This is a genomic window from Alkalibacterium sp. f15, from assembly GCF_049389645.1.
Lineage (GTDB): Bacteria > Bacillota > Bacilli > Lactobacillales > Carnobacteriaceae_A > Alkalibacterium.
This window is the reverse complement of sequence record NZ_CP186540.1, coordinates 2,449,089-2,471,048: the sequence shown is the minus strand read 5'-3', so window position 1 is coordinate 2,471,048 and position 21,960 is coordinate 2,449,089. Positions and strand designations below refer to the sequence as shown.

General features: G+C 39.8%; 24 protein-coding genes. 3 read left to right on the top strand and 21 right to left on the bottom strand.

Annotation, left to right across the window (positions count from 1 at the left end; genetic code table 11):
* Positions 1 to 210 precede the first annotated feature (210 nt).
* The 9 genes from recO to ACO1PF_RS11585 form a co-directional block, all read right to left on the bottom strand.
* Complete coding sequence (gene recO / locus ACO1PF_RS11625) at positions 211 to 996, bottom strand: DNA repair protein RecO (RefSeq protein WP_423189222.1); 786 nt, start codon at positions 994 to 996, stop codon at positions 211 to 213.
* Between the two features lie 29 nt (positions 997 to 1,025).
* Positions 1,026 to 1,940: a GTPase Era gene (gene era, locus ACO1PF_RS11620; protein WP_423189221.1), complete on the bottom strand. Its 915-nt coding sequence runs from the start codon at positions 1,938 to 1,940 to the stop codon at positions 1,026 to 1,028.
* The gene (locus tag ACO1PF_RS11615; protein WP_423189220.1) at positions 1,937 to 2,341 is read right to left on the bottom strand and encodes a cytidine deaminase; all 405 of its coding nucleotides are present in this window, start codon (positions 2,339 to 2,341) and stop codon (positions 1,937 to 1,939) included. The genes era and ACO1PF_RS11615 overlap by 4 nt, the downstream gene beginning before the upstream one ends.
* 13 nt (positions 2,342 to 2,354) lie before the next feature.
* Positions 2,355 to 2,750, bottom strand: coding sequence for a diacylglycerol kinase family protein (locus ACO1PF_RS11610; protein WP_423190554.1), 396 nt, complete (start codon positions 2,748 to 2,750; stop codon positions 2,355 to 2,357).
* Entirely contained in the window at positions 2,734 to 3,204 is a 471-nt protein-coding gene (ybeY, locus tag ACO1PF_RS11605) for an rRNA maturation RNase YbeY (RefSeq protein WP_423189219.1), read from the bottom strand. The genes ACO1PF_RS11610 and ybeY overlap by 17 nt, the downstream gene beginning before the upstream one ends.
* Positions 3,204 to 4,175, bottom strand: coding sequence for a PhoH family protein (locus ACO1PF_RS11600; RefSeq protein WP_423189218.1), 972 nt, complete (start codon positions 4,173 to 4,175; stop codon positions 3,204 to 3,206). Before ACO1PF_RS11600 ends, ybeY begins: the two co-directional genes overlap by 1 nt.
* Positions 4,176 to 4,383: 208 nt before the next feature.
* Positions 4,384 to 4,830 carry a GatB/YqeY domain-containing protein gene (locus tag ACO1PF_RS11595; RefSeq protein ID WP_423190553.1) on the bottom strand — a complete coding sequence of 149 codons (447 nt, stop codon included), beginning with the start codon at positions 4,828 to 4,830 and terminating at the stop codon, positions 4,384 to 4,386.
* A 46-nt stretch (positions 4,831 to 4,876) separates the two neighbouring features.
* The gene (gene rpsU, locus ACO1PF_RS11590; protein WP_423189217.1) at positions 4,877 to 5,047 is read right to left on the bottom strand and encodes a 30S ribosomal protein S21; all 171 of its coding nucleotides are present in this window, start codon (positions 5,045 to 5,047) and stop codon (positions 4,877 to 4,879) included.
* Between the two features lie 215 nt (positions 5,048 to 5,262).
* Positions 5,263 to 5,685, bottom strand: coding sequence for a Fur family transcriptional regulator (locus ACO1PF_RS11585; protein WP_423189216.1), 423 nt, complete (start codon positions 5,683 to 5,685; stop codon positions 5,263 to 5,265).
* Positions 5,686 to 5,826: 141 nt separating this feature from the next.
* Here ACO1PF_RS11585 and ACO1PF_RS11580 point away from each other — a divergent pair, with 141 nt between their 5' ends.
* Entirely contained in the window at positions 5,827 to 6,639 is an 813-nt protein-coding gene (locus tag ACO1PF_RS11580; RefSeq protein ID WP_423189215.1) for a pyruvate, water dikinase regulatory protein, read from the top strand.
* A gap of 199 nt (positions 6,640 to 6,838) precedes the next feature.
* On the opposite strand, the gene ACO1PF_RS11575 is transcribed toward ACO1PF_RS11580, so the two are convergent.
* From ACO1PF_RS11575 to ACO1PF_RS11535, 9 genes are all read right to left on the bottom strand, one after another.
* Positions 6,839 to 8,407: a Mur ligase family protein gene (locus ACO1PF_RS11575; protein ID WP_423189214.1), complete on the bottom strand. Its 1,569-nt coding sequence runs from the start codon at positions 8,405 to 8,407 to the stop codon at positions 6,839 to 6,841.
* A 318-nt stretch (positions 8,408 to 8,725) separates the two neighbouring features.
* Positions 8,726 to 10,204 carry a DHA2 family efflux MFS transporter permease subunit gene (locus ACO1PF_RS11570; RefSeq protein ID WP_423189213.1) on the bottom strand — a complete coding sequence of 493 codons (1,479 nt, stop codon included), beginning with the start codon at positions 10,202 to 10,204 and terminating at the stop codon, positions 8,726 to 8,728.
* Positions 10,205 to 10,346: 142 nt separating this feature from the next.
* Complete coding sequence (locus tag ACO1PF_RS11565) at positions 10,347 to 10,751, bottom strand: rhodanese-like domain-containing protein (RefSeq protein ID WP_423189212.1); 405 nt, start codon at positions 10,749 to 10,751, stop codon at positions 10,347 to 10,349.
* A 69-nt stretch (positions 10,752 to 10,820) separates the two neighbouring features.
* Positions 10,821 to 11,939, bottom strand: a complete 1,119-nt coding sequence (locus tag ACO1PF_RS11560; RefSeq protein WP_423189211.1) for a hypothetical protein — start codon at positions 11,937 to 11,939, stop codon at positions 10,821 to 10,823.
* 63 nt (positions 11,940 to 12,002) lie between these two features.
* Positions 12,003 to 12,986: an ROK family glucokinase gene (locus tag ACO1PF_RS11555; RefSeq protein WP_423189210.1), complete on the bottom strand. Its 984-nt coding sequence runs from the start codon at positions 12,984 to 12,986 to the stop codon at positions 12,003 to 12,005.
* 27 nt (positions 12,987 to 13,013) lie between these two features.
* Positions 13,014 to 13,724, bottom strand: a complete 711-nt coding sequence (locus ACO1PF_RS11550) for a rhomboid family intramembrane serine protease (RefSeq protein WP_423189209.1) — start codon at positions 13,722 to 13,724, stop codon at positions 13,014 to 13,016.
* 162 nt (positions 13,725 to 13,886) lie between these two features.
* Entirely contained in the window at positions 13,887 to 14,210 is a 324-nt protein-coding gene (locus ACO1PF_RS11545; protein ID WP_423189208.1) for a hypothetical protein, read from the bottom strand.
* A 77-nt stretch (positions 14,211 to 14,287) separates the two neighbouring features.
* Positions 14,288 to 14,821, bottom strand: a complete 534-nt coding sequence (locus ACO1PF_RS11540) for a hypothetical protein (protein WP_423189207.1) — start codon at positions 14,819 to 14,821, stop codon at positions 14,288 to 14,290.
* 27 nt (positions 14,822 to 14,848) lie between these two features.
* Positions 14,849 to 15,208, bottom strand: a complete 360-nt coding sequence (locus ACO1PF_RS11535) for a hypothetical protein (RefSeq protein WP_423189206.1) — start codon at positions 15,206 to 15,208, stop codon at positions 14,849 to 14,851.
* A gap of 247 nt (positions 15,209 to 15,455) precedes the next feature.
* On the opposite strand from ACO1PF_RS11535, the gene rpmG reads away from it, so the two are divergent.
* On the top strand, positions 15,456 to 15,605 hold the full coding sequence (gene rpmG / locus ACO1PF_RS11530) for a 50S ribosomal protein L33 (protein WP_410262731.1): 150 nt from the start codon (positions 15,456 to 15,458) through the stop codon (positions 15,603 to 15,605).
* Between the two features lie 117 nt (positions 15,606 to 15,722).
* Here the strand turns inward: rpmG and ACO1PF_RS11525 are convergent, their stop codons facing one another.
* Positions 15,723 to 17,903 carry a peptidoglycan D,D-transpeptidase FtsI family protein gene (locus ACO1PF_RS11525; RefSeq protein WP_423189205.1) on the bottom strand — a complete coding sequence of 727 codons (2,181 nt, stop codon included), beginning with the start codon at positions 17,901 to 17,903 and terminating at the stop codon, positions 15,723 to 15,725.
* Positions 17,904 to 18,918: 1,015 nt separating this feature from the next.
* Complete coding sequence (locus ACO1PF_RS11520) at positions 18,919 to 19,527, bottom strand: superoxide dismutase (protein WP_423189204.1); 609 nt, start codon at positions 19,525 to 19,527, stop codon at positions 18,919 to 18,921.
* A 206-nt stretch (positions 19,528 to 19,733) separates the two neighbouring features.
* Here ACO1PF_RS11520 and ACO1PF_RS11515 point away from each other — a divergent pair, with 206 nt between their 5' ends.
* A complete protein-coding gene (locus ACO1PF_RS11515; RefSeq protein WP_423189203.1) occupies positions 19,734 to 20,510 on the top strand; it encodes a DUF1189 family protein in 777 nt (258 codons plus the stop codon).
* A gap of 55 nt (positions 20,511 to 20,565) precedes the next feature.
* On the opposite strand, the gene ACO1PF_RS11510 is transcribed toward ACO1PF_RS11515, so the two are convergent.
* Positions 20,566 to 21,885 (bottom strand): DEAD/DEAH box helicase, encoded by a 1,320-nt coding sequence (locus tag ACO1PF_RS11510; protein WP_423189202.1) that lies wholly within the window; start codon positions 21,883 to 21,885, stop codon positions 20,566 to 20,568.
* Positions 21,886 to 21,960 lie beyond the last annotated feature (75 nt).

The window sequence follows — 21,960 nt, the reverse complement described above, 5'->3', positions numbered from 1 at the left end:
GGTTCCACCCTACTTCTGACTTTGGCTCTCAAAGTCAGCTCTTTTAAATGGACACTCCGGATGCCTTTCAAAACAGTGTCTTCCGTAGCTCACACGTCCCTACAGTCGCTTGTTAGATCACTTGTTTTTACTTTTCCCTTCATTGTGTCTTGTATTTAATTTCTACACTTTATCTTATATGAAATACACGTTTTGTCAATCCATACTTTTTCACTCTTTTTTATCTGGAGAAGGTTTCAGCATGTTTTCCCATTGTTTCATACTGTCAATGAACCGGCGGCTTTTAAGCTTGATCCCAACCATTTCATCATAGAGCTGGTCGATGACCGCTCTGATTTCTTTTTTCGTTTCATCAGTGATAGAAATAGACTTGATCTTATCAAAAGATATGACCGAAAACAGCCGTATGAAATGAATGGCTTTGGGACTTGCGTGGTAGCGTCGTTCATCTTCAAAGTAATGTTTGGGACAGAGCAAACCGTGATGCAGGCTTGAATAATCAAACGCCCCTTCTGTCGTTCCGCAGATCACACACCCGCGCAGTTCTGGCATGACGCCGAACTGGCTCAAAAAGCGTATTTCAAAAATGTTCATGATGACTTCGGCGTCTAATCCTTCGTCGATCGCTTCCAGGCCTCGCACCAGCTGTTCGAATACATTGACGTCCACTTGCTTGTCTTCCAGTGCTGCGTCAGCTAACTGAAGGATATAAGTGCCATAGGCATTCTGAAAGATATCCTGTTGGATCGAGGAGAAAGGCGACACGAGTTTAACGTCACGAATGAAGCTCAACCCCTGCTCTCTGATATCAGCGATATATGTGGCTTGTGTGAACGGCTGAATGGCTGGTTTCAGTTTGTTGTTCGGGTTTTTGGTTCCGCGCACAAAAAACATCAACTTACCGTATTCACGCGTAAACAGCTTCACCAGATAATCTCTTTCGCGGTGTCTTCTGACAGACAGCACGAGTCCATGCACTTCTTCTAACTGTGACACTCAGCCACCTTCTCACTTTTTACTTTGAATTAATAGTTATCTTTATCATAGCCGAAATCTTTCAGATTCGTCTGCTTGTCACGCCAGTCGCTTTGTACTTTAACAAATAATTCTAGATATATTTTGTCACCAAGCAGTTTCTCGATGTCACGGCGCGCGTTGATGCCAATATCTTTGATCATCTTACCCTGTTTGCCGATGATAATGCCCTTTTGAGACTTTCTTTCCACATTGATGACTGCACGGACTTCCACTTTATCATCATCATTACGCTGCATACTTTCGACCACAACGGCGATGGAGTGAGGGATTTCTTCACGCGTGCGTTCCAGGATCTTTTCACGTATCAGCTCGGACACGATAAAGTACTCGGGGTGATCAGTTACCTGGTCTTCAGGATAAAACTGCGGTCCTTCCGATAAATAGGTGACGATCGTTTCCACCAGATGTTCGACATTATTGCCGTCTATAGCTGAAATAGGGACGATCTCTGCAAATTCTATTTGTTTGTTGTAGTCCTCGATAATAGGCAGCAGCTCATCTGGATGAACCTGGTCGATTTTATTTAATACAAGAAACACCGGACTTTCAATGTGTTTTAATTTATCGATAACGAAATTATCGCCTGCTCCACGCTTTTCTGTGACATTCACTAAAAAAAGAACGACATCGACTTCGTTGAAAGTACTGAGAGCCGTTTTAACCATAAAATCACCTAAACGATGTTGCGGTTTATGAATACCCGGTGTATCGATAAAGACGATTTGTTCTTTGTCTGTCGTATAAATACCCTGAATTTTATTACGGGTCGTTTGTGCTTTGTCACTCATGATCGCGATTTTCTGACCCACTAATCGGTTTAGTAGTGTTGATTTCCCTACGTTTGGTCGACCCACGATCGAAACAAATCCTGATTTATATGCTACTTCTTCTTCTTTACTCACACCATATCCCCCGCCTGAAATGCTCCCGGCAATAATTCTGCCACTGTCGTTTCTTTTATTTTCCCTTTTTTATTTGTCAGTAATACTTTCATATCCGGTTCAAAAAACTCAACCATCACTTGACGGCATGCGCCACATGGAGAGATGGGTTCGTCTGTCCCTCCTGTGACAACTAAATAATCGAACTCTTTGTCTCCTTCTGAAACAGCTTTGAAAATAGCCGTACGTTCAGCACAATTAGATAATCCGTATGACGCATTTTCTATATTGCAGCCTGTATAGGTTTTGCCATCTTTTGTAAGAAGTGCAGCACCGACTGGAAAATTCGAATAAGGAACATAAGCTTTACTCATCATTGCATTAGCTTTTGAAACCAATTCTTTTTTCTTTTGTTCTTCCATTCATATCGCCTCTTTATAATAGTATTTGTAGTAATTTCGGCAGTATAATAATCGTTCCGATCACAACAGCGAAAACGGCTGTCACCAGGACAACTGCGGCTGCCATGTCTTTAACTTTTTTAGCAATCGGATGATATTCTTCTGTAACCAGATCGACGACATTTTCGACAACTGTATTGATCAGTTCCATGACGAAGACCAGGTAACTCACTAGGAGAAGCCATAGCCATTCATCACGGGTGAGACCAAGAAACAAAGACAAGCCGAAAACAAAGAGTCCAGACATAACATGGGTACGCATGTTTCGCTCTTCTTTAAAGGCCGTTTTCACACCCCATGAGGCATAGCGAAAAGAGTCTCTATATTTTCTGTTTTTTAGTGGTAAATCTTGCTTATCTCTTGAGTCCATACTCACTTAAAATCTCCTCTTGTAGGGAGAACATCTCTTTCTCATCTGCTTCTGTCATATGGTCGTATCCATTTAAATGCAGGAAACCATGGACGAGCAGGAAGCCGATTTCTCTATCTACAGAGTGTCCATAATCGCCGGCCTGTTCCACTGCTTTATCGTAAGAAAGAAAAATGTCTCCTAAGTCTCTTGGTATTTCATCGTTTTCCAGTTCAAGTGTCATAAAAATATCTTCGTCGTCTTCCAACGCAAAGCTGATCACGTCAGTCACAGTGTCTTTGTTGCGGTATTCTTTGTTGATTTCTCTTATTTTCTTATTATCGACGACCGTGATGGAAATTTCTGCACTTTTCGGGATAGTCAATTTATCTGCAGAAAATTGCAGCAACTCTTCCATCCAGTTTAGTTTTTCTTGGGTCAGGTGTTTGGTATCATCATGTATTATTATATCCATTAATCTTCCCTATCCGGTTCATTCACATACGCAAGTATCACTTTAGCAACCAGAGGATGTCTAACAACATCATCTGCATCAAAGTGAACATGCCCGACGCCTTTAACTTTAGCGAGCACACGTTCAGCATGAATGAGTCCGCTGCTTACTCGTTTGGGCAAATCGATTTGTGTAATATCACCATTGATCACCATTTTAGAACCGAAGCCTAAACGGGTCAAAAACATTTTCATTTGTTGAGTGGTCGTGTTCTGAGCTTCATCCAAGATGATAAACGCATCATCCAGCGTGCGTCCACGCATATAGGCTAAAGGAGCAATCTCAATGGTTTCTCGCTCGATCAAACGATTGGTATGCTCTGTGCCAAAGATCGTATAGAGCGCATCATATATGGGGCGTAGATAGGGGTCCACTTTCTCTTTCAAGTCCCCAGGTAAAAAACCGAGTGATTCGCCCGCTTCAACTGCCGGTCTCGTTAAGATGATGCGTTTAACATCGCCTCTACGCAAAGCTGCTATAGCCATAGCGACAGCGACGAATGTTTTGCCGGTTCCAGCCGGGCCAATACCGAAAACAATATCATTAACCTTGACTGATTCGATATAATTGCGTTGTCCCACGTTTCGCGCCCTGATGATCTTGCCATCTTTGTCACGGGTGATTTCTTCTTCGTACATACGCACGAATTTTGCCAGATTATTTTGATTCGCCATTCTGATAGCTGTTATAATATCTGCTTTTTTTATCTCAATGCCTTTATCTTCCAAGAGCAGTAATTGTTGAAAAAGCGATTCGATCAAATCGATGGTTTCATGCTTGCCTTCAATTTCGAGTTGGGTGCCGCGGCTGTTGATCGACACATCCATTTCTTCTTCCATTAACATTAAGTAACTATTTTGAGGACCAAATAAAGCAAAGACTCGCTGCGAATCTTCTAAATGAATTTGTCGTTTCTCATTTGATTCAGTCAACCAGCTAACATCTCCTTCTTATGTAAGACTGACAACTACATGTCAGCTCTCACTCCATAGTCGGTTTAAGTATATAAATAATAGCATAAATAGCACTAAAACTCTATGAAGTTGCTGAAAATAACACTTTTTGCTAAAGATTAAAATGATTGCAAAAAAAGAACGTTGTTTAAATGGTTCTAAACAACGTTCTTTTTTGATTAAAGGTCTACTTAGTTAATTCTTCTTTGACGATAGAACTAACTAATGATCCATCTGCTTTTCCTTTAACTTTCGACATCAAAGCACCCATCACTTTACCCATATCTTTCATGGATGATGCTTGCGTTTGAGCAACCGTTTCTTGAACAATCGTACGAACTTCTTCCTCACTCAATTGAGCCGGAAGATAATTATCGACAACGGACAGTTCTTTTTCCAATTTAAGCACTAGGTCTTCGCGACCGGCGGCCTTAAATTCAGTATAAGATTCTATGCGCTGTTTTTTCTCGCGAGCAAGAATCGTTAATTCTTCTTCCTCTGATAATTCTTCGCGCTTATTGATTCGTTCAGTTTGTAGGGCAGATTTCAACATACGAACAGTTGACAATGTTTCTTTATCTTTCTGTTTCATAGCAGTTATCATATCCTGATTTAGTTCATCAAGTTTACTTATCGTGTTCACCTTCTATCATTTGAAACAACTGACAAAACGAAAATGATTATTTACGTTTACGTGCTTCTATAGATTTCAATTTACGTTTGACACTTGGTTTTTCGTAGTGCTCGCGTTTACGGGCTTCTTTCATAGTGCCGGATTTAGAAACGGAACGTTTGAAACGACGAAGAGCATCCTCAAGACTTTCACCTTTTTTGATATCTGTTTTAGTCAACGTTCTTCCCCTCCCCTCGTACGTTCAGGGCGTTCCATTTGCTAGTAAGAAATAAAATAGTCACAATTGGTCTTCCCTATCAATAAATGATGTAATTGTAATTTATACATAAAGTATAATACAATTCATTTTTATTATATAGAATAAAGTAGAGAGCGTCAACCTTATCATTAAATTAATCACAATAATTTGGTCGACACTCTCTTATCTAATTATTAAATCGTCTTTTTCAGGCACTCTTCACATTTTCCGAATAATTCGAAACGATGTGAATCTACCTCATAACCTGGCAGCTGATCTTGGAAAAGTTCTAACGGACATTCCAATTCTTTTGTTTTCCCACATTCTGTACAAATAAAATGATGATGGTGTCCATGCACGTCACACGTTGCACGAAAGAGTTTTTCTCCGTTCAATTCTGTCTCTTCTACAACATTCAATTCAACAAACATATGCAAATTTCTATAAATAGTGTCTGGGCTTATACCCGGAAACATTTTCTTCAATCGGTCTTGGACTTCTTTAGCAGACATATATTTATTTGAATTGTATAAAATTTCTAAAATACGCTGTCTTTTTCCCGTCGTCTTGTAACCATTTTTTTTTAGAGTTCTAACAGCTTGTTCAAATGCGGCCACTGAAATCGCTTCCCTTAATTATTATTTATCCTTCTACAGTATAACGAAACAATTTTAAATATCAAGTTTCATAATTATTCTATTTTGGCTCCACTTCCTATATACTAAGATTATAAATGATTTGAGAAAGGAGTTCTAACTATGCCTTCACGTTCTTCATTAACAATAATGGTCTTATCCGATTCTGTGGGTGGAACAGCAAGTAACGTTGTGCATGCAGCGATGGCTCAGTTTCCTGAAGTGAAGTACGAATTAAAGAATTATCCCTTCATTGCTGGAGAAGATCAAGCAAACGAGATTCTGGAAAAAGCAAAAAAGTACCATGCTATTTTGCTCCATACTTTTGTTGATCCTATCTTGGTCGAGACGATTGAAGATTTTTGTGCCATAAACGAGTTAAAATGTTTCGATGTCCTCAATCCGCTCTTAAGAGAAGTGACGGCGCGAACAAATATTATGCCACAACACAAACCAGGTGCCAAACATAGAATGGATGATGAATATTTCAACCGTATCAGTGCATTGGAATTTGCCATTAAATACGATGATGGTAAAAATCCCAAAGGTTTCCTGGAAGCGGATATCGTTATCTTGGGTATTTCAAGAACATCCAAGACTCCGTTAAGTATCTATATGGCTAATCAGGGTTATAAAGTAGCCAATCTACCTTTAATGCCCGAATCACGTTTGCCTGACGAAATATGGAAGGTGGATACTCACCGGATCGTTGGCTTAACAAACGACGAAGAGATGTTGTCCAATATCCGAAGAGAACGCATGATTTCTTATGGGATGTCTCCCGAGACACCCTACTCGAGTAAGGATCGCATTCGTAAAGAAATTATATATGCAGAAGAACTATATACTAAATTGAATTGTCAGGTTATCAATGTTTCCAGCAAGTCTATCGAAGAAACATCAGCTATTATTATTGACTCATTGAAACATCAGTAAACTTCCGATAGTTTGATAAAAAGTGCTCCGCAGCTTTCGTTCCCGCTCTATTTCTGAGTGGAAACCGCTGTGGAGCACTTTTATATTTATTTATCCTTGAAGTGTAAACTCATTTCGGAATTATTTTTGAGCTGTCATGACCGACCCGGATTCAAGCAAAGTTTGAGTTAGTCCTTCTTCCTTCTAAAATAAAAACTATTTATTGAAGTATTGTGTCAACAGCTTTTATACCTATTACTTTTCGACTCAAGAGATCTTTTATACCGTCTTTATCTACACCCGTTTTTCTTTCCAATAACGCATTTAGTACTAGTTTTGTTCCATAGTCCATACCATGAGCGCCGGTAATCATCAAAAGGTCTCCTGTCTTTATCTTGCCAAGTCCGGCAGCGATTGCATCCGGCAGTTCCTGATAAAAGTCGACGGTTATGCCTCGACTTTTCATGACATCAATATAAGCGTTGGTTTCTTCTTCCGTCACGCGATTCAACTTATCGACATGTGAGCGGCTTGCTGTCAGTATGATTTGCTCGATATTTAGTCTTGAGAACCAATCTGCCATGTTTTCAGCATTTTCACGGTTGATGCTGGCACCCCTATTGCCACGTACGGCATGGACGAAATTAATAGAGTTATAACCCAGCGCTTCTATCGTCGCCATGCTTGAATCGATGTTGTTTTCATTCAGCATCAAATCGTCAATGATCATAAAGTCGTCGTTATAGATAAGCTGGAACCGTCTTTCTACGCCTTTGAATCCTTCCAGACCCTGCTTGATGGTAGTTATAGGAATATCGTTGACCAAGCCTGTGGCAATAGCAGTCAGTGCGTTATATATCGAGAAGCGGCCCAGAACAGCTAAATGCAGTCTGAATGATGTCGGGCTTATTTCAGTGCCCTCTAGAGTCTTTATTGGCTTATTCAAGTGAACCGTACATTCCGGCGTACCGCTGGACAAGTCGATATCCGAAACGGAGAGATATCCGGTCGAATTTTCGATCCCGAAAGTAATGACTTGAGCTTCCGTTTCTGATGCTAATTTCTCTATAGTAGGTTCATCTATATTCAAGACAGCAACACTTTCTTTCGGTGCCTGCCGGATAAAAGATGCTTTCGCATTGAAATATGCTTCGTAAGAGCCATGAAGATCGATGTGATCTCTGCTTATGTTGGTGAACGCAGCGACATCGAATGCGACATTGGCTACGCGTTGGAGCTCCAATGCGGATGAAGAAACTTCCATCGAGACATGTGAAATGTTTTTATCCCGCATGTCTGCTAAATGTTTCTGCAGATCAAGAGATTCCGGCGTTGTAAGGACACTTGGCACCATCACGTCGTCATACTTTACCATTATGGTACCGATCAATCCCGTTTTCAGTTCATGGGCCCTAAACACAGCATCTGTCATGTATGTAATGGTTGTTTTGCCATTGGTACCCGTGACCCCAAATAACCGCATAGAACGTGAGGATTTTCTGTAAAATAAGTCAGATAATTCTGCTAAGGCTTTTCGGCTGTCCGCAACAAGGAACTGCGGAGTCGTTATGTTGGGAATGAATTTTTCTACGACAATAGCTGCGGCGCCATTCTTTTCCGCGTGGCCGGCATAATCATGTCCATCGATTTGAAATCCACGAATGCACACGAAAAGTGTACCAGGTTCAACATGACTCGAATGGTAAGCCAACTTTTTTATGTTACAGTCCGTGTCATAGCCTTTCTCAGACCGAATATCTATAGCTTCAAGTAATTTGGATAAGTTCATAAATTGATCCTCCGTTTAGTCAATGAATCGTTTGATGGTCTGTCTTACTTCAACTGAGCTAGCTTGTTATTCACAGTATTAGAATGCTACTAAAACTGGCAAAATGATTACCTTTTTCTTTACTCAACTAACTATCTAATTATGATTATGTTCATTATATCAGTATAAGGATAATCGACCCTTTTAGTAAAGGGGATTACCCTATTTTTTTAAAAGAATAAATAGCTTACCTCTTTATTATTTTGAAAAACTTTCCTGTGCTTATATTTATGGACGGCCAAATGGAAAAAGCCATACGCTGATCGGTTTATTTATAGATCAAAAAGTTTCTTTTCGTTTGTTGTCTCTTAAGAAGAAGGTCAAGATAAATGCGGTGAATGCTAGCAAGGCCACCATTCCAAAACCGCCCCGGATCCCTTCGATACCGATGTCGACCTTTCCTCCGCCAGCATCTGCAGCCGGCGCATTAACGAAGGAAGAAACGATAGACATGGACGTAAACACAAGTGTAATAGCGAAACTTGATCCGATCTGTCTGACCGTTTGTCTTGCAGAAGTCGCATGCCCCATGTCTTCATCAGCTAATGCATTCATGCCGGCAGTAGTGATCGGAATGTTGAAAATCCCGAAACCGAGTGACAAGAATAGGTACATTCCAATAATCAACCATATAGGTGTTGAAGTAGATACAAAGGCCAATAAGAGTGTGCCGACAAAGAGAATCGCGCCGCCTAAGGGGCCAATCACCTTCACCCCATATTTATCGTAAAAGTTGCCGGTGGCCGGTGAAATAAATGCTTTCAGCATGCCCCCGGGCAAAACGATCAAACCGGATAAAGTGGCTGATCGACCGAGCACAGTTTGAACATACATGGGCATGATGTTTGAAATACCGGTAATAACCATGAGCCCCAGCATTGCGATAATGACGGACAGACTGAATGTCCTATTTTTAAATAAGGATACATTCAGCATTGGATCATCACTGTTCAGATTTCTCCGAATAAAGAGAACAATAAACAGTGCACCAATTAAAATACCGCCCCACGCTATAGGTGAATCAAATCCCTGAGATCCCAAAACGGATAATCCGAAAAGGAAAAGACCGAAACCAATGAGTGAATGCCTGATCGACACCCAGTCCAGGGTTGGATTGCTCATAGGCAGTACATCGGTAAGTGTCAGTAAAGCAAGTGGAATTACTAACAGTGAACCGATGAGCAAAAAGTAGAAAATATAGTGCCAGGAAAGATTGTCGACGATCCACCCACCCATCGTCGGACCTAACGTGGGACCCAATCCCAAGACAACTCCCATTAAACCTAAGGCTCTGCCACGTTGTTCAATCGGTGAAACAGTTAAGATGATCGTCTGCATCAAAGGGATAACCATGCCGGCACCGACACCTTGGATCAGGGTCCCCAATAAGACGACATAGAAATTTATGCCTGAAGCTGCAATCAATGAGCCCAGGCCAAAAATCATCATCATCAGCACGAATAAATTTCTCGATCGAAATTTATTCATGGCGAAGGCAGTGATCGGAACCATTATACCTTTCACTAGAGTATACCCAGAAACTGTCCATTGACCAATTGAGGGTGATACATCCAGATCAATGATCATTGTCGGTAAAGCCGTTTTTATGGCTGTCTGGTTTATGATGACCATAAGCGACCCCATAAATAAGGCTGTATATACTAGAGCGGTAGGCACTTCGTTGTTATCTCTACGGTCCAGCTGTTTAACTAAGGCCGTTATCGCAACTTTAGCTATTTTGGTTTGTTTGATGTTCACGTGGAGACTCCCTCTTTTTAGTATAAACGTGTATTATCAGTCTCGGATAGACTAATAAAAAAAGGAAATCTTTGAGATTCCCTTTTATCATCTTATTAAATTATGGTAAAAACCATGAAATTAATCAAGTCATTCGACGAAATTAGTCTAATGTTTTTTTGCGTTTTATTTTTCCGTCCCAACCGGAGTAACCTTCTTGAAGGACATATAAATCTTCAAACCCATTTTTTCTCAATAGGATCGCAGCACGATAACTCAATGTTTTCTTGTCATCGTATAAGTAGATAGGTTGATCTGTTCTCAATTCCGCAGCACGCTGTTTTAATTGAGAATATGGAATGTTTCGCGCTCCTAAGATGTGACCGGCATTGAATGTGTCTTTCTCTCTCACATCCACGATTTGAGCGCGACGCATGTCTTTTTTAAATGCTTCATTGTCCAAAGGCGTTGCCGCTTTTTTTCTTTGAAAGTATAAATAAAGCTCATACGCAGCATACCCAATAATTACAACCCACAAAATAATTGTTACAATTGTCCATGTATCCAAAGCAAACTCCCTCTCTTTTCTATTCATACTACAGTTTACAGTACTCTATGATAATTTTCTAGTCTAAATTTAGTCAAACTCTTCCAATAATGGGATCATTCGTGGTTCAGAGAGCGTTATTATATATTCTAAACGCCAGCCGTAAAGCAGATAGTCTTCGGAGGGACTCAGTGCGATCGGGGCATCTTCGGGTAATTCCATCACTTCTTTAATTTCTTCATTTTCAAAATCCAAGTAAGACAAACTGAAATTACCTAAATCTTCTTCCAAAGCAAATGAATACTCAGGAATGACCCCATATATTCTACCATTGCGCGTTGCCTGCGTGAGATGAGGTTTAACTGGATAATCGTTTATTGTAACTTTCGGAATGCTTAAGACCTTATCTCCCACTAAAAAAGGATACTCATGAAAGAGATGGACCAAGTTATCCTGAATATCGGATTCAACGATGCCAAGAAACGTATCTTCGCTTAAGAAAAAGTCGGATATATCCATATTAAGCAGCATATCCTCCCGGTCTTCCCTTATATCGCCGATATACAAAGCATCAGTGTGAAGTTCGTCAATATATAAATAAACATTAGCAGAGTACCATTTAGGGGATAAAGACGGAATGTCTCTAGTGGTAAGGGTGTTCTCATCGATCGTCCAGACGTAAACGTGAATCATTTCGGATTCTGTTACCTGGTCAAAACTATAATGAGAGATAAAGACGGTATTATTGTCGGTAGGATTCCAATCGAGGGTAACATAACTTGAATAATCGAAGGGGGTAGTTTGAACAGTCAAGCCATCAGTCGTAATCACTGTCAGCCGTGAGAGGGTCTCACTTACTTCTTGAAGTAAAATCTTGTCTCTTGATTGATTGATTTTTACTGAGAGGATGGATGTCTTTTCAGTGTAAATTGTATTTTTTTCACCTGAAAAAATATTGTGAGTGAGAAGTTCATGACCCTCAGTGTTGCCGACATGAATAAGAATTTCTTCTTCAGTCAACCAGCCAATAACTTTCTGAAAAGATTCATATTGGATGTCTAGTGGTGTGAGTGAGATGTTTTCACTTTTATCCGGGGGAACAGTTCGTTCATCTGCATTGTTTGAACCACTCTGACAAGCAAACAAAAAAAGGCAACAACAAAGTAAAAGAAAAGTCACATAACTATTGTGTGATCTCTTTTTCAACATTGTCATCACCTCTTTAATGTTATTGATTATGGCATTATTTTAACATATAAAGGGATTAAGCTGTTAGTGATTTGACTGATGGATGGATTCATTTATAACCAGAGAACTTGCTCCAATGACTCCCGCATCATTGCCCAACTCGGCAATTCTTATATTTGTACTTTCACGGATGGTCGGGAAAGCATAGACGGCAAATTGTTTTCGCACACGTTCAGCTAAAAATTCTCCCGCTTTAGAAACTCCACCACCAATTACAATCGTAGATGGATTAAGTATGTTGGCAATATTCCCGCAAGCCAGGCCTAAGTAGTCACTGATTTCGTCGGTAATAGCGATACCGTATGCGTCGCCTTCTTTGGCAGCATCCATAATAGCTTTGGCATCGACGATTTCACCGGCTAGAATAGCTTGTTTAAGCGGGGTATCCTGTTCAAAAGCAGCTGCCTTGTCTTTTGCTACACGAACGATCCCAGTGGCACTGGCTACTGTTTCTAGACAGCCGTTTTTACCACAGGTGCATTTATAACCGTGAGGATCGATGGTGATATGACCAATTTCTCCAGCTGCGCCGATTGCGCCGTGGATCAAGTCGCCGTTCGCAATTACGCCTCCACCAACACCCGTACCCAAAGTGATAAAGACTACGTTCGGTTCGTCATTACCGGCACCGATCCATTTTTCACCCAGAGCTGCCACGTTGGCATCATTGTCGATAAATAATGGTATATTGGTTGCGCCTTCTATCATTTCCTGTAAGGGCTGTTCAGTTTTCCAGTTCAAGTTATAAGCGCCGATAACGGTTCCTTTGCTCTTATTGACCGTACCCGGAGAACCCATGCCGATACCTAAGAAATCACTTGCCTGCAGATTGTTTCCCTTCATGTGCTGCGTAATGGACTGAATGATCGACGGGGTGATATGGCTTCCTTCATCAGATATATCCGTACCGATACTCCATTTGTCTAAAATAATACCCGCACGTGTCACGATGGCAAATTTTATTGTAGTCCCACCTAAGTCAATACCAATTATATTTTTATTTTGCATACTTTCTCCTCCATTAACTGTTGATTTTTAAGAAAATAAATTAACTATACTGTTATAGCGACTGAAACCAATGACAATCAACAGAATGATCATCCCGACAAACAGTAAAGCATAACTCAATTGCTGCTTTTTATTTGTTTTCCATGCTCGTGGTGTCGATAAAGCAAAGGTTACAATATAACCCCCAACTAATCCCCCAACGTGCCCAGCCATATCGATATTCGGGCTAAATAGACCAAAAACGAGGTTCAGAATAATCAAGAGTGAAAAATTCTTAGCCATTGCTTTGATTTGAGGATGACCCGGATAAAGTTTCACAAGCACTAGCGTTGAACCGAAAAGTCCAAAAATTGCCGTACTTGCTCCAGCTGAAATACTCGAATTGAAAGCAAAACTTGTCGCATTGCCCGCGATTCCACTTAAAAAATACAAGGCAAAAAAGCGCCAGTGTCCAAAAATCGTCTCCAATTGAATACCTAAAAAATAAATGATCAAGGCATTGAATACTAAATGCATCAAGCCGATGTGAAGAAACATAGGTGTGATCAATCGATACCAGTCGCCTGAGACAATAAGAAAATTAACTTTTGCGCCCAAAAAAACTAGTGTTTCCATATTGGTACTTCCGCCTAAAATTTCCTGGAGCAAAAACATTACGCCGGTTACAGCTAGAATGGAATATGCGATAAATGGTCCATTTTTCCATCTTTGAAGTTTTAATTTTGTTTTATAATCCACTTTTTACTCTCCCTTGTTGCATTCTTTAAACAGTATAGCATATCCTTATACACCGACCCAATCACTAATTAAATTTCCACAAAAATATCTAAGTTTATCGTCTAAAAGCCAACCCGGTCGGCTGAACATTTTAATACATTTAAACTTAGATAGGTGAAGATATTATTCCATGTTTCCATCAAGGTCTTCTTTAAATTCTTTTACAGCGTCCAGATTATCCTTGATCCTCTTATTGTCTTCCGTTCTGTCCGATGTATTTCCCTCATTGTTTTCGTGCTTGTCATGAGTCATATATGAGCTGACCGTTTCGATCGACAGGATATATGTCGTATTAATATAAATGTCCTGACCTCTTTCCAGAGTGAAAAGCTGAATGTGATTCTCAGGTTTTCCATCTGAATGAGCGACTCGCTTATAAACCTCTTCTGGAGAGTGGTTAACCATATATGTGGCCCCACTTGTCAATGTGATTTTAGTTAATTCCATCAGTATTCTCTCCTTATAGTATCGTATACTATTATTTTAAAGGAAAGAAATCGTTTTACAAAAATAAGCTCTTAAAATCATCTAACAATAGCTTGAGCTAATTCGGTATCAGTCATTTTTGAATTCACAACATAATTCCCCGGACGCACTTTTTTAGCATAGTCGTTATTTTCCAAAAAGTCATTAAAGGCATAACGGTCATCGATAATCCCGAAATACGCTAATTGTTCGGCCACGACACTGCTAGGTTCGTCTTCTCTCACAGTAATAGTGAATTCACGTACATCTTCTTCTGTCGCTGTTTTTTCAGTATCTTCCTCACCGTCTGCTCCGTTGTCGCTATCGCTTTCCGGGTTTTCTTCTAAGTCTGATAGAGCCAGTGTCTCGGAGTATCCTTCAGACAAACGATTAAGTCCATCGTTTAAACGCACATTTTCTGCTTCTAGTTCATCGATTTTATTCTCGAGTTCCAACACAGTTTCTAATAAAGATTCTGATGACTCTGCTTGAGTAGCTTTAATTTGACTCGGAGCCGCTAAATCCATTCCCATGACCATTATACTGGCCGTGAGCAACCCCAGTGCCAGTATCCGGCTTGTCTTTCTTGACATAACGCTTCTCCACCTTCTATATGTAATTTATGCTCGAATGCCTTCTTCGATATATGAATCAATGATTTCTTGAACTGAAGCGGAAGCAATTCGCAGCTGTTTGGAAATGGTTTCTGTTGAAAAACCTTTCGTGAACAGCGTAATGATGTTGTCTTTGTTTAATTGTGTAACTTGTTTGTGTAGATCATCTTCCTGATCATCTACTTGCAACTCAGTTTCCAAGGTCTTCACCCGTTCACTTAAATCGTAAACCGTTCTAGTGACTGTCAGCGAGAAATCTTCGAGTTCTTTATAAGCTTGTTCTTTTTCCTGTTTTTGTGTAAATGAATAAATAAACACAAGCACTGCTGATCCGAAAAGCACACTAGCTACCATCCATAATTCCATACATACCCTTCTCTCTTTTAAATATAAAGCGCCTCTAAAATAGTATCACATTTTTTTAGAAACGAAAAGGTTTCCTAATAATCTGATCGATATCTGGTAGCAAACCAGATCCTCTTTATAAAAAAATAAAAATTTTATAAAAAAGATTGGCATTTTTAGTAAAATCATGGTATTCTAGTCAAGGCGAAAGGCTAGACACCAAACATGTTTGATAGCCTTCAAAACAGGAATATTGGGAGGGACAATCATGCGAGTAAACGTAACCTTAGAATGTACAGAATGCAAAGAACGCAACTACTTAACATCTAAAAATAAACGTAACAATACTGAACGTTTAGAAATTAAAAAATATTGCCCACGTGAACGCAAATTAACTTTGCATCGCGAGACAAAATAAGTTTCAAAATAAATGATTGAAGGAAGACAAAAGCTATTAGCTTTTGTCTTCCTTCTTTTTATGCAGAAAAAGATCAGCTACAAACGAACCGTAGCTGACCTTTTTTAATATTTAAGATTATTCTTCCAAATCATCTTCTGTTGTATTTTCTTCTTCAGCAAAATCTTCCGCTTCATCAACTAAGTCACCCACTGTTTCTAATGATTCTCCGGATGACTCTTCTTTAAATTCTCCAGCTTTAAAATAAGCGTCTAGAACACGACGAGAAGCATTCAGGTTTTCTCTATTTGACCGTTCTGAGCTAGATGACGGTAAGTTAGGTACGACAACCGCGATGGCTATTTCAGGATCGTCATAAGGCGCATAACCGACATAAGTTAAATTCGTTACTTCAACAGTCGTTCTTTTTAAATCATCGTCCCAGTAAGCGGCTTGAGCTGTACCCGTTTTACCCGCAGAGACATAAGGTGTGCCACCTAAAATGTTTCTTGCGCTTCCTCTATCTCCATTAACGGCTGCATAAAACCCTTGTTGCACACGTTCCATTGCCGTCTCAGACACGTCAAGCGTATTCAATATTCTAGGCTGTATTTCTGTTTTGAGTGCACCCACACTACCAGTTTCAGTATTTGTATCACGAACCTCAGAAACTAGTCTTGGCGCAATACGTGTGCCTCCGTTTGCAATGATTGAAGAGTATTGCAGCAGTTGAAGTGTTGTATACGTATCATACTGTCCGAAAGAGAAGTATAAGCCCTCACCCGGATTTGTCGGATCACCTTCAAGGCCAATCGATTCATTCGGCAAGTCGATACCTGTAGGGACACCCAGACCAAACTGGTTAAAGTACTTACGCTGTTTATCCAGTAAGTCCTGTGCATCAATATTCAGTGTCATACTGCTTGTGTAGTCCCATTCGCCACCCATCCGCATGGCAAGTCTTGACATATAGACGTTTGAAGACACTTCCAGGGCTGTGATATCATTTACCGCCTCTGATCCGAACCTGTTGAATACAGATGAGATAGATTTAGAACCACTAAGTTGTAAAGGTTGGTCAACGATAACATTATTACTGCTGTCCAGTACACCATCCATATACGCCGACAAAATGGTAGCACCTTTAACAGAGGATCCCATGTTGAAATTGTCGAAAAAGACTCCGTAAGTTCTATCTTTCACTTCACCATCTACCACTTCTTTACCGGTCATGGCTAAAATGTCACCATTACGTGGATCTATTGCTGCGATATAGATACTATTGCTTAACCCTTCACGTTCTCCTAAAGAATCTAAAGCAATTTGTTCCACTGTTTTCTGAAAGTCAATGTCCATAGTAAGAACTAAATTATCGCCTTTATGTCCGGAATATTGCTCTATCTGGTTGATTATATCTCCACTGTTATTTGTTTCTGTTTCTATTTTTGATTTGGTCCCATTTAAGACTGTTTCATACTGAGCTTCTAAATAACTAGTTCCCACCCGGTCATTTCTTGAATAACCTTTCGCAAGATACGTTTTTAGTGCTTCTTCAGGGACGCCTCTTTCTTCATTGGATACAATGCCTATGATCGAACTAAGCATGTCGCCTTCCGGATAATGTCTGACCCAATCTGTACCAATATCGATCCCTGGGAATTTATCCAAATTTTCACTGACACGTGCGATTTCTTCCTGAGTGACATCTGTATTTTTCACATTAACTGTACTTAATGAATAAGCGGCATTCATTTTTTTGAATACGGCTGCGGATATCAGGTCTCTTTCTTCAAAAGAACTAATTTCATCTATTGAAATCTTATCAAGCATTACTTGATAAGATTCCGGTCCAGCTAAGCGCAATTCCTCATCAGACAAACGTTCGCGGACTTCTTCCTGGTTGATCGCTATAAAATAATCTTTCAGATCACGTTCACTCAGGTCAAACCTACTATCAACATCCAATGCTGTTGTGTGAGGCATCGAAATATAATCAGCTATGTCATACGCAACCTTCGCCATCTGTCTGGCAGGTACGTTTTTACCACGTGTATATGTGATGGAATGTCTTGCTTCATTGCCGACCAGTTTATTTAAATTTGCGTCAAAAATCTCGCCTCTGGGTACACTACCTGTAATCGTTGTCCGTTCTGTCCGTTCCACTTCCGCTTGGTAATCATCAACAAGCACTATTTGTAAATAGGCTAACCGTAAAATCAAACTTGAAAAAAGTAGAAAAACAATAAAAAACAATAAATTTAAACGAAAAGGAATATGTGATTTCTTTTTATCGACTCTATTTTGTTTGGGTGCTTTCACTCTATATCCTCCTATTGCTATGTAAGCGACTCACCTGAATTGTTTTCGTTTCGGTGTTGTTTTACATTTTCATACTCGTACTAGTGTACCAAAACGATAATTAAAATGCCACAACCTCTCAATCATTATACTGACAATACTGTGACTTTTTCATGTCATTTTTCAAGAAATTTCATTTTAGTAGTAAAGCTATTAATTTATTATTGATTAAGTAGATATATCAAGTGCGGTATCTGGACTGTCTACGTGTTAGTCGGCGGTCGAAGTTCGGTTTTGGGGATGTTTGAGGAATATTGGTATGATATTTTGATGCGTGCTCTTCAGCTCCAATTTATTAGTGCGAAGGTTACGCAATCGGCTATTGCGTAACCTCCAGCTCCTACTTTTAGTCATGAAGGGCACGCAATCCGCTATTGCGTTACTTTCAGCTCCTACTTCTTAGTGCGAAGGGCACGCAATCGGCTATTGAGTTACCTCCAGCTCTCACTACTTAGTACGAAGGGCACGCAATCTGCTATTGCGTTACCTCCAGCTCTCACTTCTTAGTACGAAGGGCACGCAATCCGCTATTGCGTTACCTTCAGCTCCTAGTTTTAGTAACGAAGGGCACGCAATCGGCTATTGAGTTACCTCCAGCTCTCACTACTTAGTACGAAGGGCACGCAATCTGCTATTGCGTTACCTCCAGCTCCTACTCTTAGTCATGAAGGTCACGCAATCGGCTATTCCGTTACCTCCAGCTCCTACTTTTAGTCATGAAGGTAACTCAATCCGCTATTCCGTTACCTCCAGCTCCTACTACTTAGTACGAAGGGCACGCATTCCGACATTCCGTTACCTCCAGCTCTCACTCCCGATCATGAAGGGCACGCAATCGTCTATTTCAAACTCTATCAGTTAGATACCATAGTAAAGCTCCCAGAATTCATATACGCACTATCTTTTTCACTTAATTAAAAGATTTATATATGGAAAAAGGCTGGGACAGCTGTCCCAGCCTTTCATATTGAAGTAATTATTTTGCGTCGTTATAACGTTTAGCTACTTCTTCCCAGTTGACAACATTCCAGAAAGCTTTTACATATTCAGGACGCTGGTTCTGGTAGTTTAGATAGTAAGCATGTTCCCAAACATCTAGCCCTAAGATAGGTGTTTTACCTAAAGAATAAGGAGAGTCTTGGTTTAATGTATCCATTACTTCAAGTTTCCCATCAGAAAGCACTAACCATGCCCAACCTGAACCGAAACGGCCTGTTGCTGCAGTGCTAAATTTTTCTTTGAATGACTCAAAGTCTCCAAAGGTCTCTTTAATTGCGTTTGCTAATTCACCAGTTGGTTCTCCGCCACCGTTTGGTGAAAGGATTTTCCAAAAAAGTGAGTGGTTAGCGTGTCCGCCACCGTTATTTCTAACAGCTGTTTTGATATCTTCAGGTACTGAGTCTAATTTTTTCATTAACTCTTCGATACTTAATTCAGCTAATTCCGGATTATTTTCCAGAGCTTTATTTGTTTTAGTAACATAACCTGAGTGATGCTTGTCGTGATGTAAATGCATCGTTTCCTCATCGATCGTTGGTGCTAATGCATCATATGCGTATGGTAAATCTGGTAAAGTGTATGTCATAATGAACATTCCTCCTACTGCTTTTTATCGTACATTGCTATTGTAACATTTCCGACATAGTTTTCAAATGAAAACACTTATAGAAAGTAAGAGCTTGTTTAAAAATTTTCGTTCATCTTACGCCTTATACATCTAAAGGATGATTGCTTTTTACCTAATTAACAAGTAAACTTACTTTATTACTTAGTTTAGAAAGGCGTTAAATAATGAAAGAATATGTTAAGTTAGGATTTACAAATCCCCAACATCTTTACCACGCACTTAAAATGTCACGGAAACATCTTTTTTATTATTTTTCGATACTCGCACTGATCATTACATTGTCTTTGACATCTGTTTTGTTATCGGTAATGGGAAGTCTGAGAGAAGATGGTCAGGAAATAACTGAAATGCTCCCTGTTTTTGAAATCAGAGATAGTGAATTAGTGGTTGAAAGTGAGGTAGACTCTTACATTCACCAAACGGATTCATTTTTGTTTTTCTTTGATCCGAACGATTCGATCAAAGTTGAAGAAATCGATACTAACATCGAACGCTTGAATGTGCCGATCGGTGTAGGTTTAATGAATGATCAGTTTTACCTGAATATCCTCGGTCGGGGCTTACCTGTTTCTTACGAACAATTGAGCGGATTTAATGATACTCAATTCAAAGAAATATTCTCTGGAATGGGCCGTTTTTCTCCCGTCGTATTATTCATTATCTTCGTCATCACCTATTTGGCGAGCAGCTTTAGTTTATTGTATGAATGGTTGATTGTTTCCTTATTTGCAAATATCTTGAAGACGATTTCGAGAGTTACTCTTCCATTCAAAAAAGTAGCACGAATGGCACTGGTGGCACTCAGTGTTCCGACGATAGTCATTGCGGTATTCGAAGGCTTAGGATTCTTTTTACCTTTTGTTTTCGAAATAAAATTAGGTTTCGCTCTCTATTTCCTGTATTCATCCTTGATAAACTACAAAAAAAATCAAAACATTTAAAAAAAAGACCTTCATCAGCTGAATACTTCAGCAGTGAAGGTCTTTTGTCTGTTCTTTAATCTTTGGATCTAAGACGGAATGCGCGTTTTCTTTTTTCTTCTTTTTTACGTTCGATTTTTCGTTTGTATCCGGGTTTGATGTTCTTTTTCAATTTCTTTCTTAACCCGTGAATTTCAGGATCAAAATCAGTTGCATTCGTGTTCTTGCCTTTACGCTGATCTCTGCGGTTACGGTCATAAGAATCAATGACTTCCCCATTTTTGATTTCTTTAGGCTGGAAGACAATGCCTCGTTTTTCGATGGTCACGATATCTTCTTCATCATCTGGACCATAAAGCGTAATCGCAATACCACTTAGCTGGTTACGACCGGTACGGCCGACACGGTGGACGAAATAGTCTAAATCTTGAGGAACTTCAGCATTGATAACATGTGAGATCCCTTCGATATCAATACCACGAGCGGCTAAATCAGTTGCCACGATAAATTGAAATTCCATATTTTGGATCTGTCTCATCACTCTTCGGCGTTCACGTGAAGTGATACCACCATGAATAACAGCGACTTTCAATCCTTTTTTCTTCAATTGGTAGGCAATATCGTCGACATATTCTTTAGTATTGGCAAACACTAAAGCGATGTACGGTTGTCCGATAGTGAGCAGTTGATGAATCATGTCGATTTTATTTTTACCTTTTGTAGAAATCAACCAGTTCTCAACGGTATCCGCAATGATCTGCTTGTTTTCCACTTCGATGACAATCGGATTGTTCATGTACTTTTTCAAGAAAGGCTGCAATTTTTGCGGAACAGTCGCTGAAAAAACAAGCATCTGATTTTTTTCAGGTAAACGTGTCGCAATCTTATCGACATCTTCCAAGAATCCCATGTCAAGCGTCATATCGGCTTCATCCACGACCATATACTGACACGTGTTGAGTCGTAAGTCATTACTTTCAATAACGTCAAGTAAACGACCCGGTGTTCCGATCACAACTTGCGGTTGGGAGTGTTGAAGTTTCTGAATCAATCTGTTCTTATCCGTTCCACCAATAACTGTTTGAACGTTGATTTCTTCTGGAGAGTGGCTTGCTAATTGAGTCGCAGCACTGGCTAATTGTTCAGCTAGTTCTCGACTTGGAGCAGTGATAACCAATTGCACTTCTGCTTTTTTTGGATCGATTTGGTTAAACAATGGGAGTAAGAACGCGTGTGTTTTACCGGAACCCGTTTGGGATTGTCCAATAATGTCTCGACGTTTTTTTAATTCTGGAATAACTTTCTCCTGGATCTCAGTTGGTTTATCAAAACCAATTTCTTTTATTGCTTCAATTAAATAATCGGATAGATTAAATTTATCGAATGGGTGTGTCATTTTTCATTCCTCATTTCTTTCCTACTACGTATTGTACCAAAGCTAAGCCAATCTCGCTATAGTAAATACGGAATG

Coding starts and splice junctions, on each gene's coding strand:
- ACO1PF_RS11615 (WP_423189220.1), bottom strand. CDS start 2,341: ATGGAAGAACAAAAGAAAAAAGAATTGGTTTCAAAAGCTAATGCAATG.
- ACO1PF_RS11610 (WP_423190554.1), bottom strand. CDS start 2,750: ATGGACTCAAGAGATAAGCAAGATTTACCACTAAAAAACAGAAAATAT.
- ybeY (WP_423189219.1), bottom strand. CDS start 3,204: ATGGATATAATAATACATGATGATACCAAACACCTGACCCAAGAAAAA.
- ACO1PF_RS11580 (WP_423189215.1), top strand. CDS start 5,827: ATGCCTTCACGTTCTTCATTAACAATAATGGTCTTATCCGATTCTGTG.
- ACO1PF_RS11575 (WP_423189214.1), bottom strand. CDS start 8,407: ATGAACTTATCCAAATTACTTGAAGCTATAGATATTCGGTCTGAGAAA.
- ACO1PF_RS11560 (WP_423189211.1), bottom strand. CDS start 11,939: ATGTTGAAAAAGAGATCACACAATAGTTATGTGACTTTTCTTTTACTT.
- ACO1PF_RS11555 (WP_423189210.1), bottom strand. CDS start 12,986: ATGCAAAATAAAAATATAATTGGTATTGACTTAGGTGGGACTACAATA.
- ACO1PF_RS11545 (WP_423189208.1), bottom strand. CDS start 14,210: ATGGAATTAACTAAAATCACATTGACAAGTGGGGCCACATATATGGTT.
- ACO1PF_RS11540 (WP_423189207.1), bottom strand. CDS start 14,821: ATGTCAAGAAAGACAAGCCGGATACTGGCACTGGGGTTGCTCACGGCC.
- ACO1PF_RS11535 (WP_423189206.1), bottom strand. CDS start 15,208: ATGGAATTATGGATGGTAGCTAGTGTGCTTTTCGGATCAGCAGTGCTT.
- rpmG (WP_410262731.1), top strand. CDS start 15,456: ATGCGAGTAAACGTAACCTTAGAATGTACAGAATGCAAAGAACGCAAC.
- ACO1PF_RS11520 (WP_423189204.1), bottom strand. CDS start 19,527: ATGACATACACTTTACCAGATTTACCATACGCATATGATGCATTAGCA.
- ACO1PF_RS11515 (WP_423189203.1), top strand. CDS start 19,734: ATGAAAGAATATGTTAAGTTAGGATTTACAAATCCCCAACATCTTTAC.
- ACO1PF_RS11510 (WP_423189202.1), bottom strand. CDS start 21,885: ATGACACACCCATTCGATAAATTTAATCTATCCGATTATTTAATTGAA.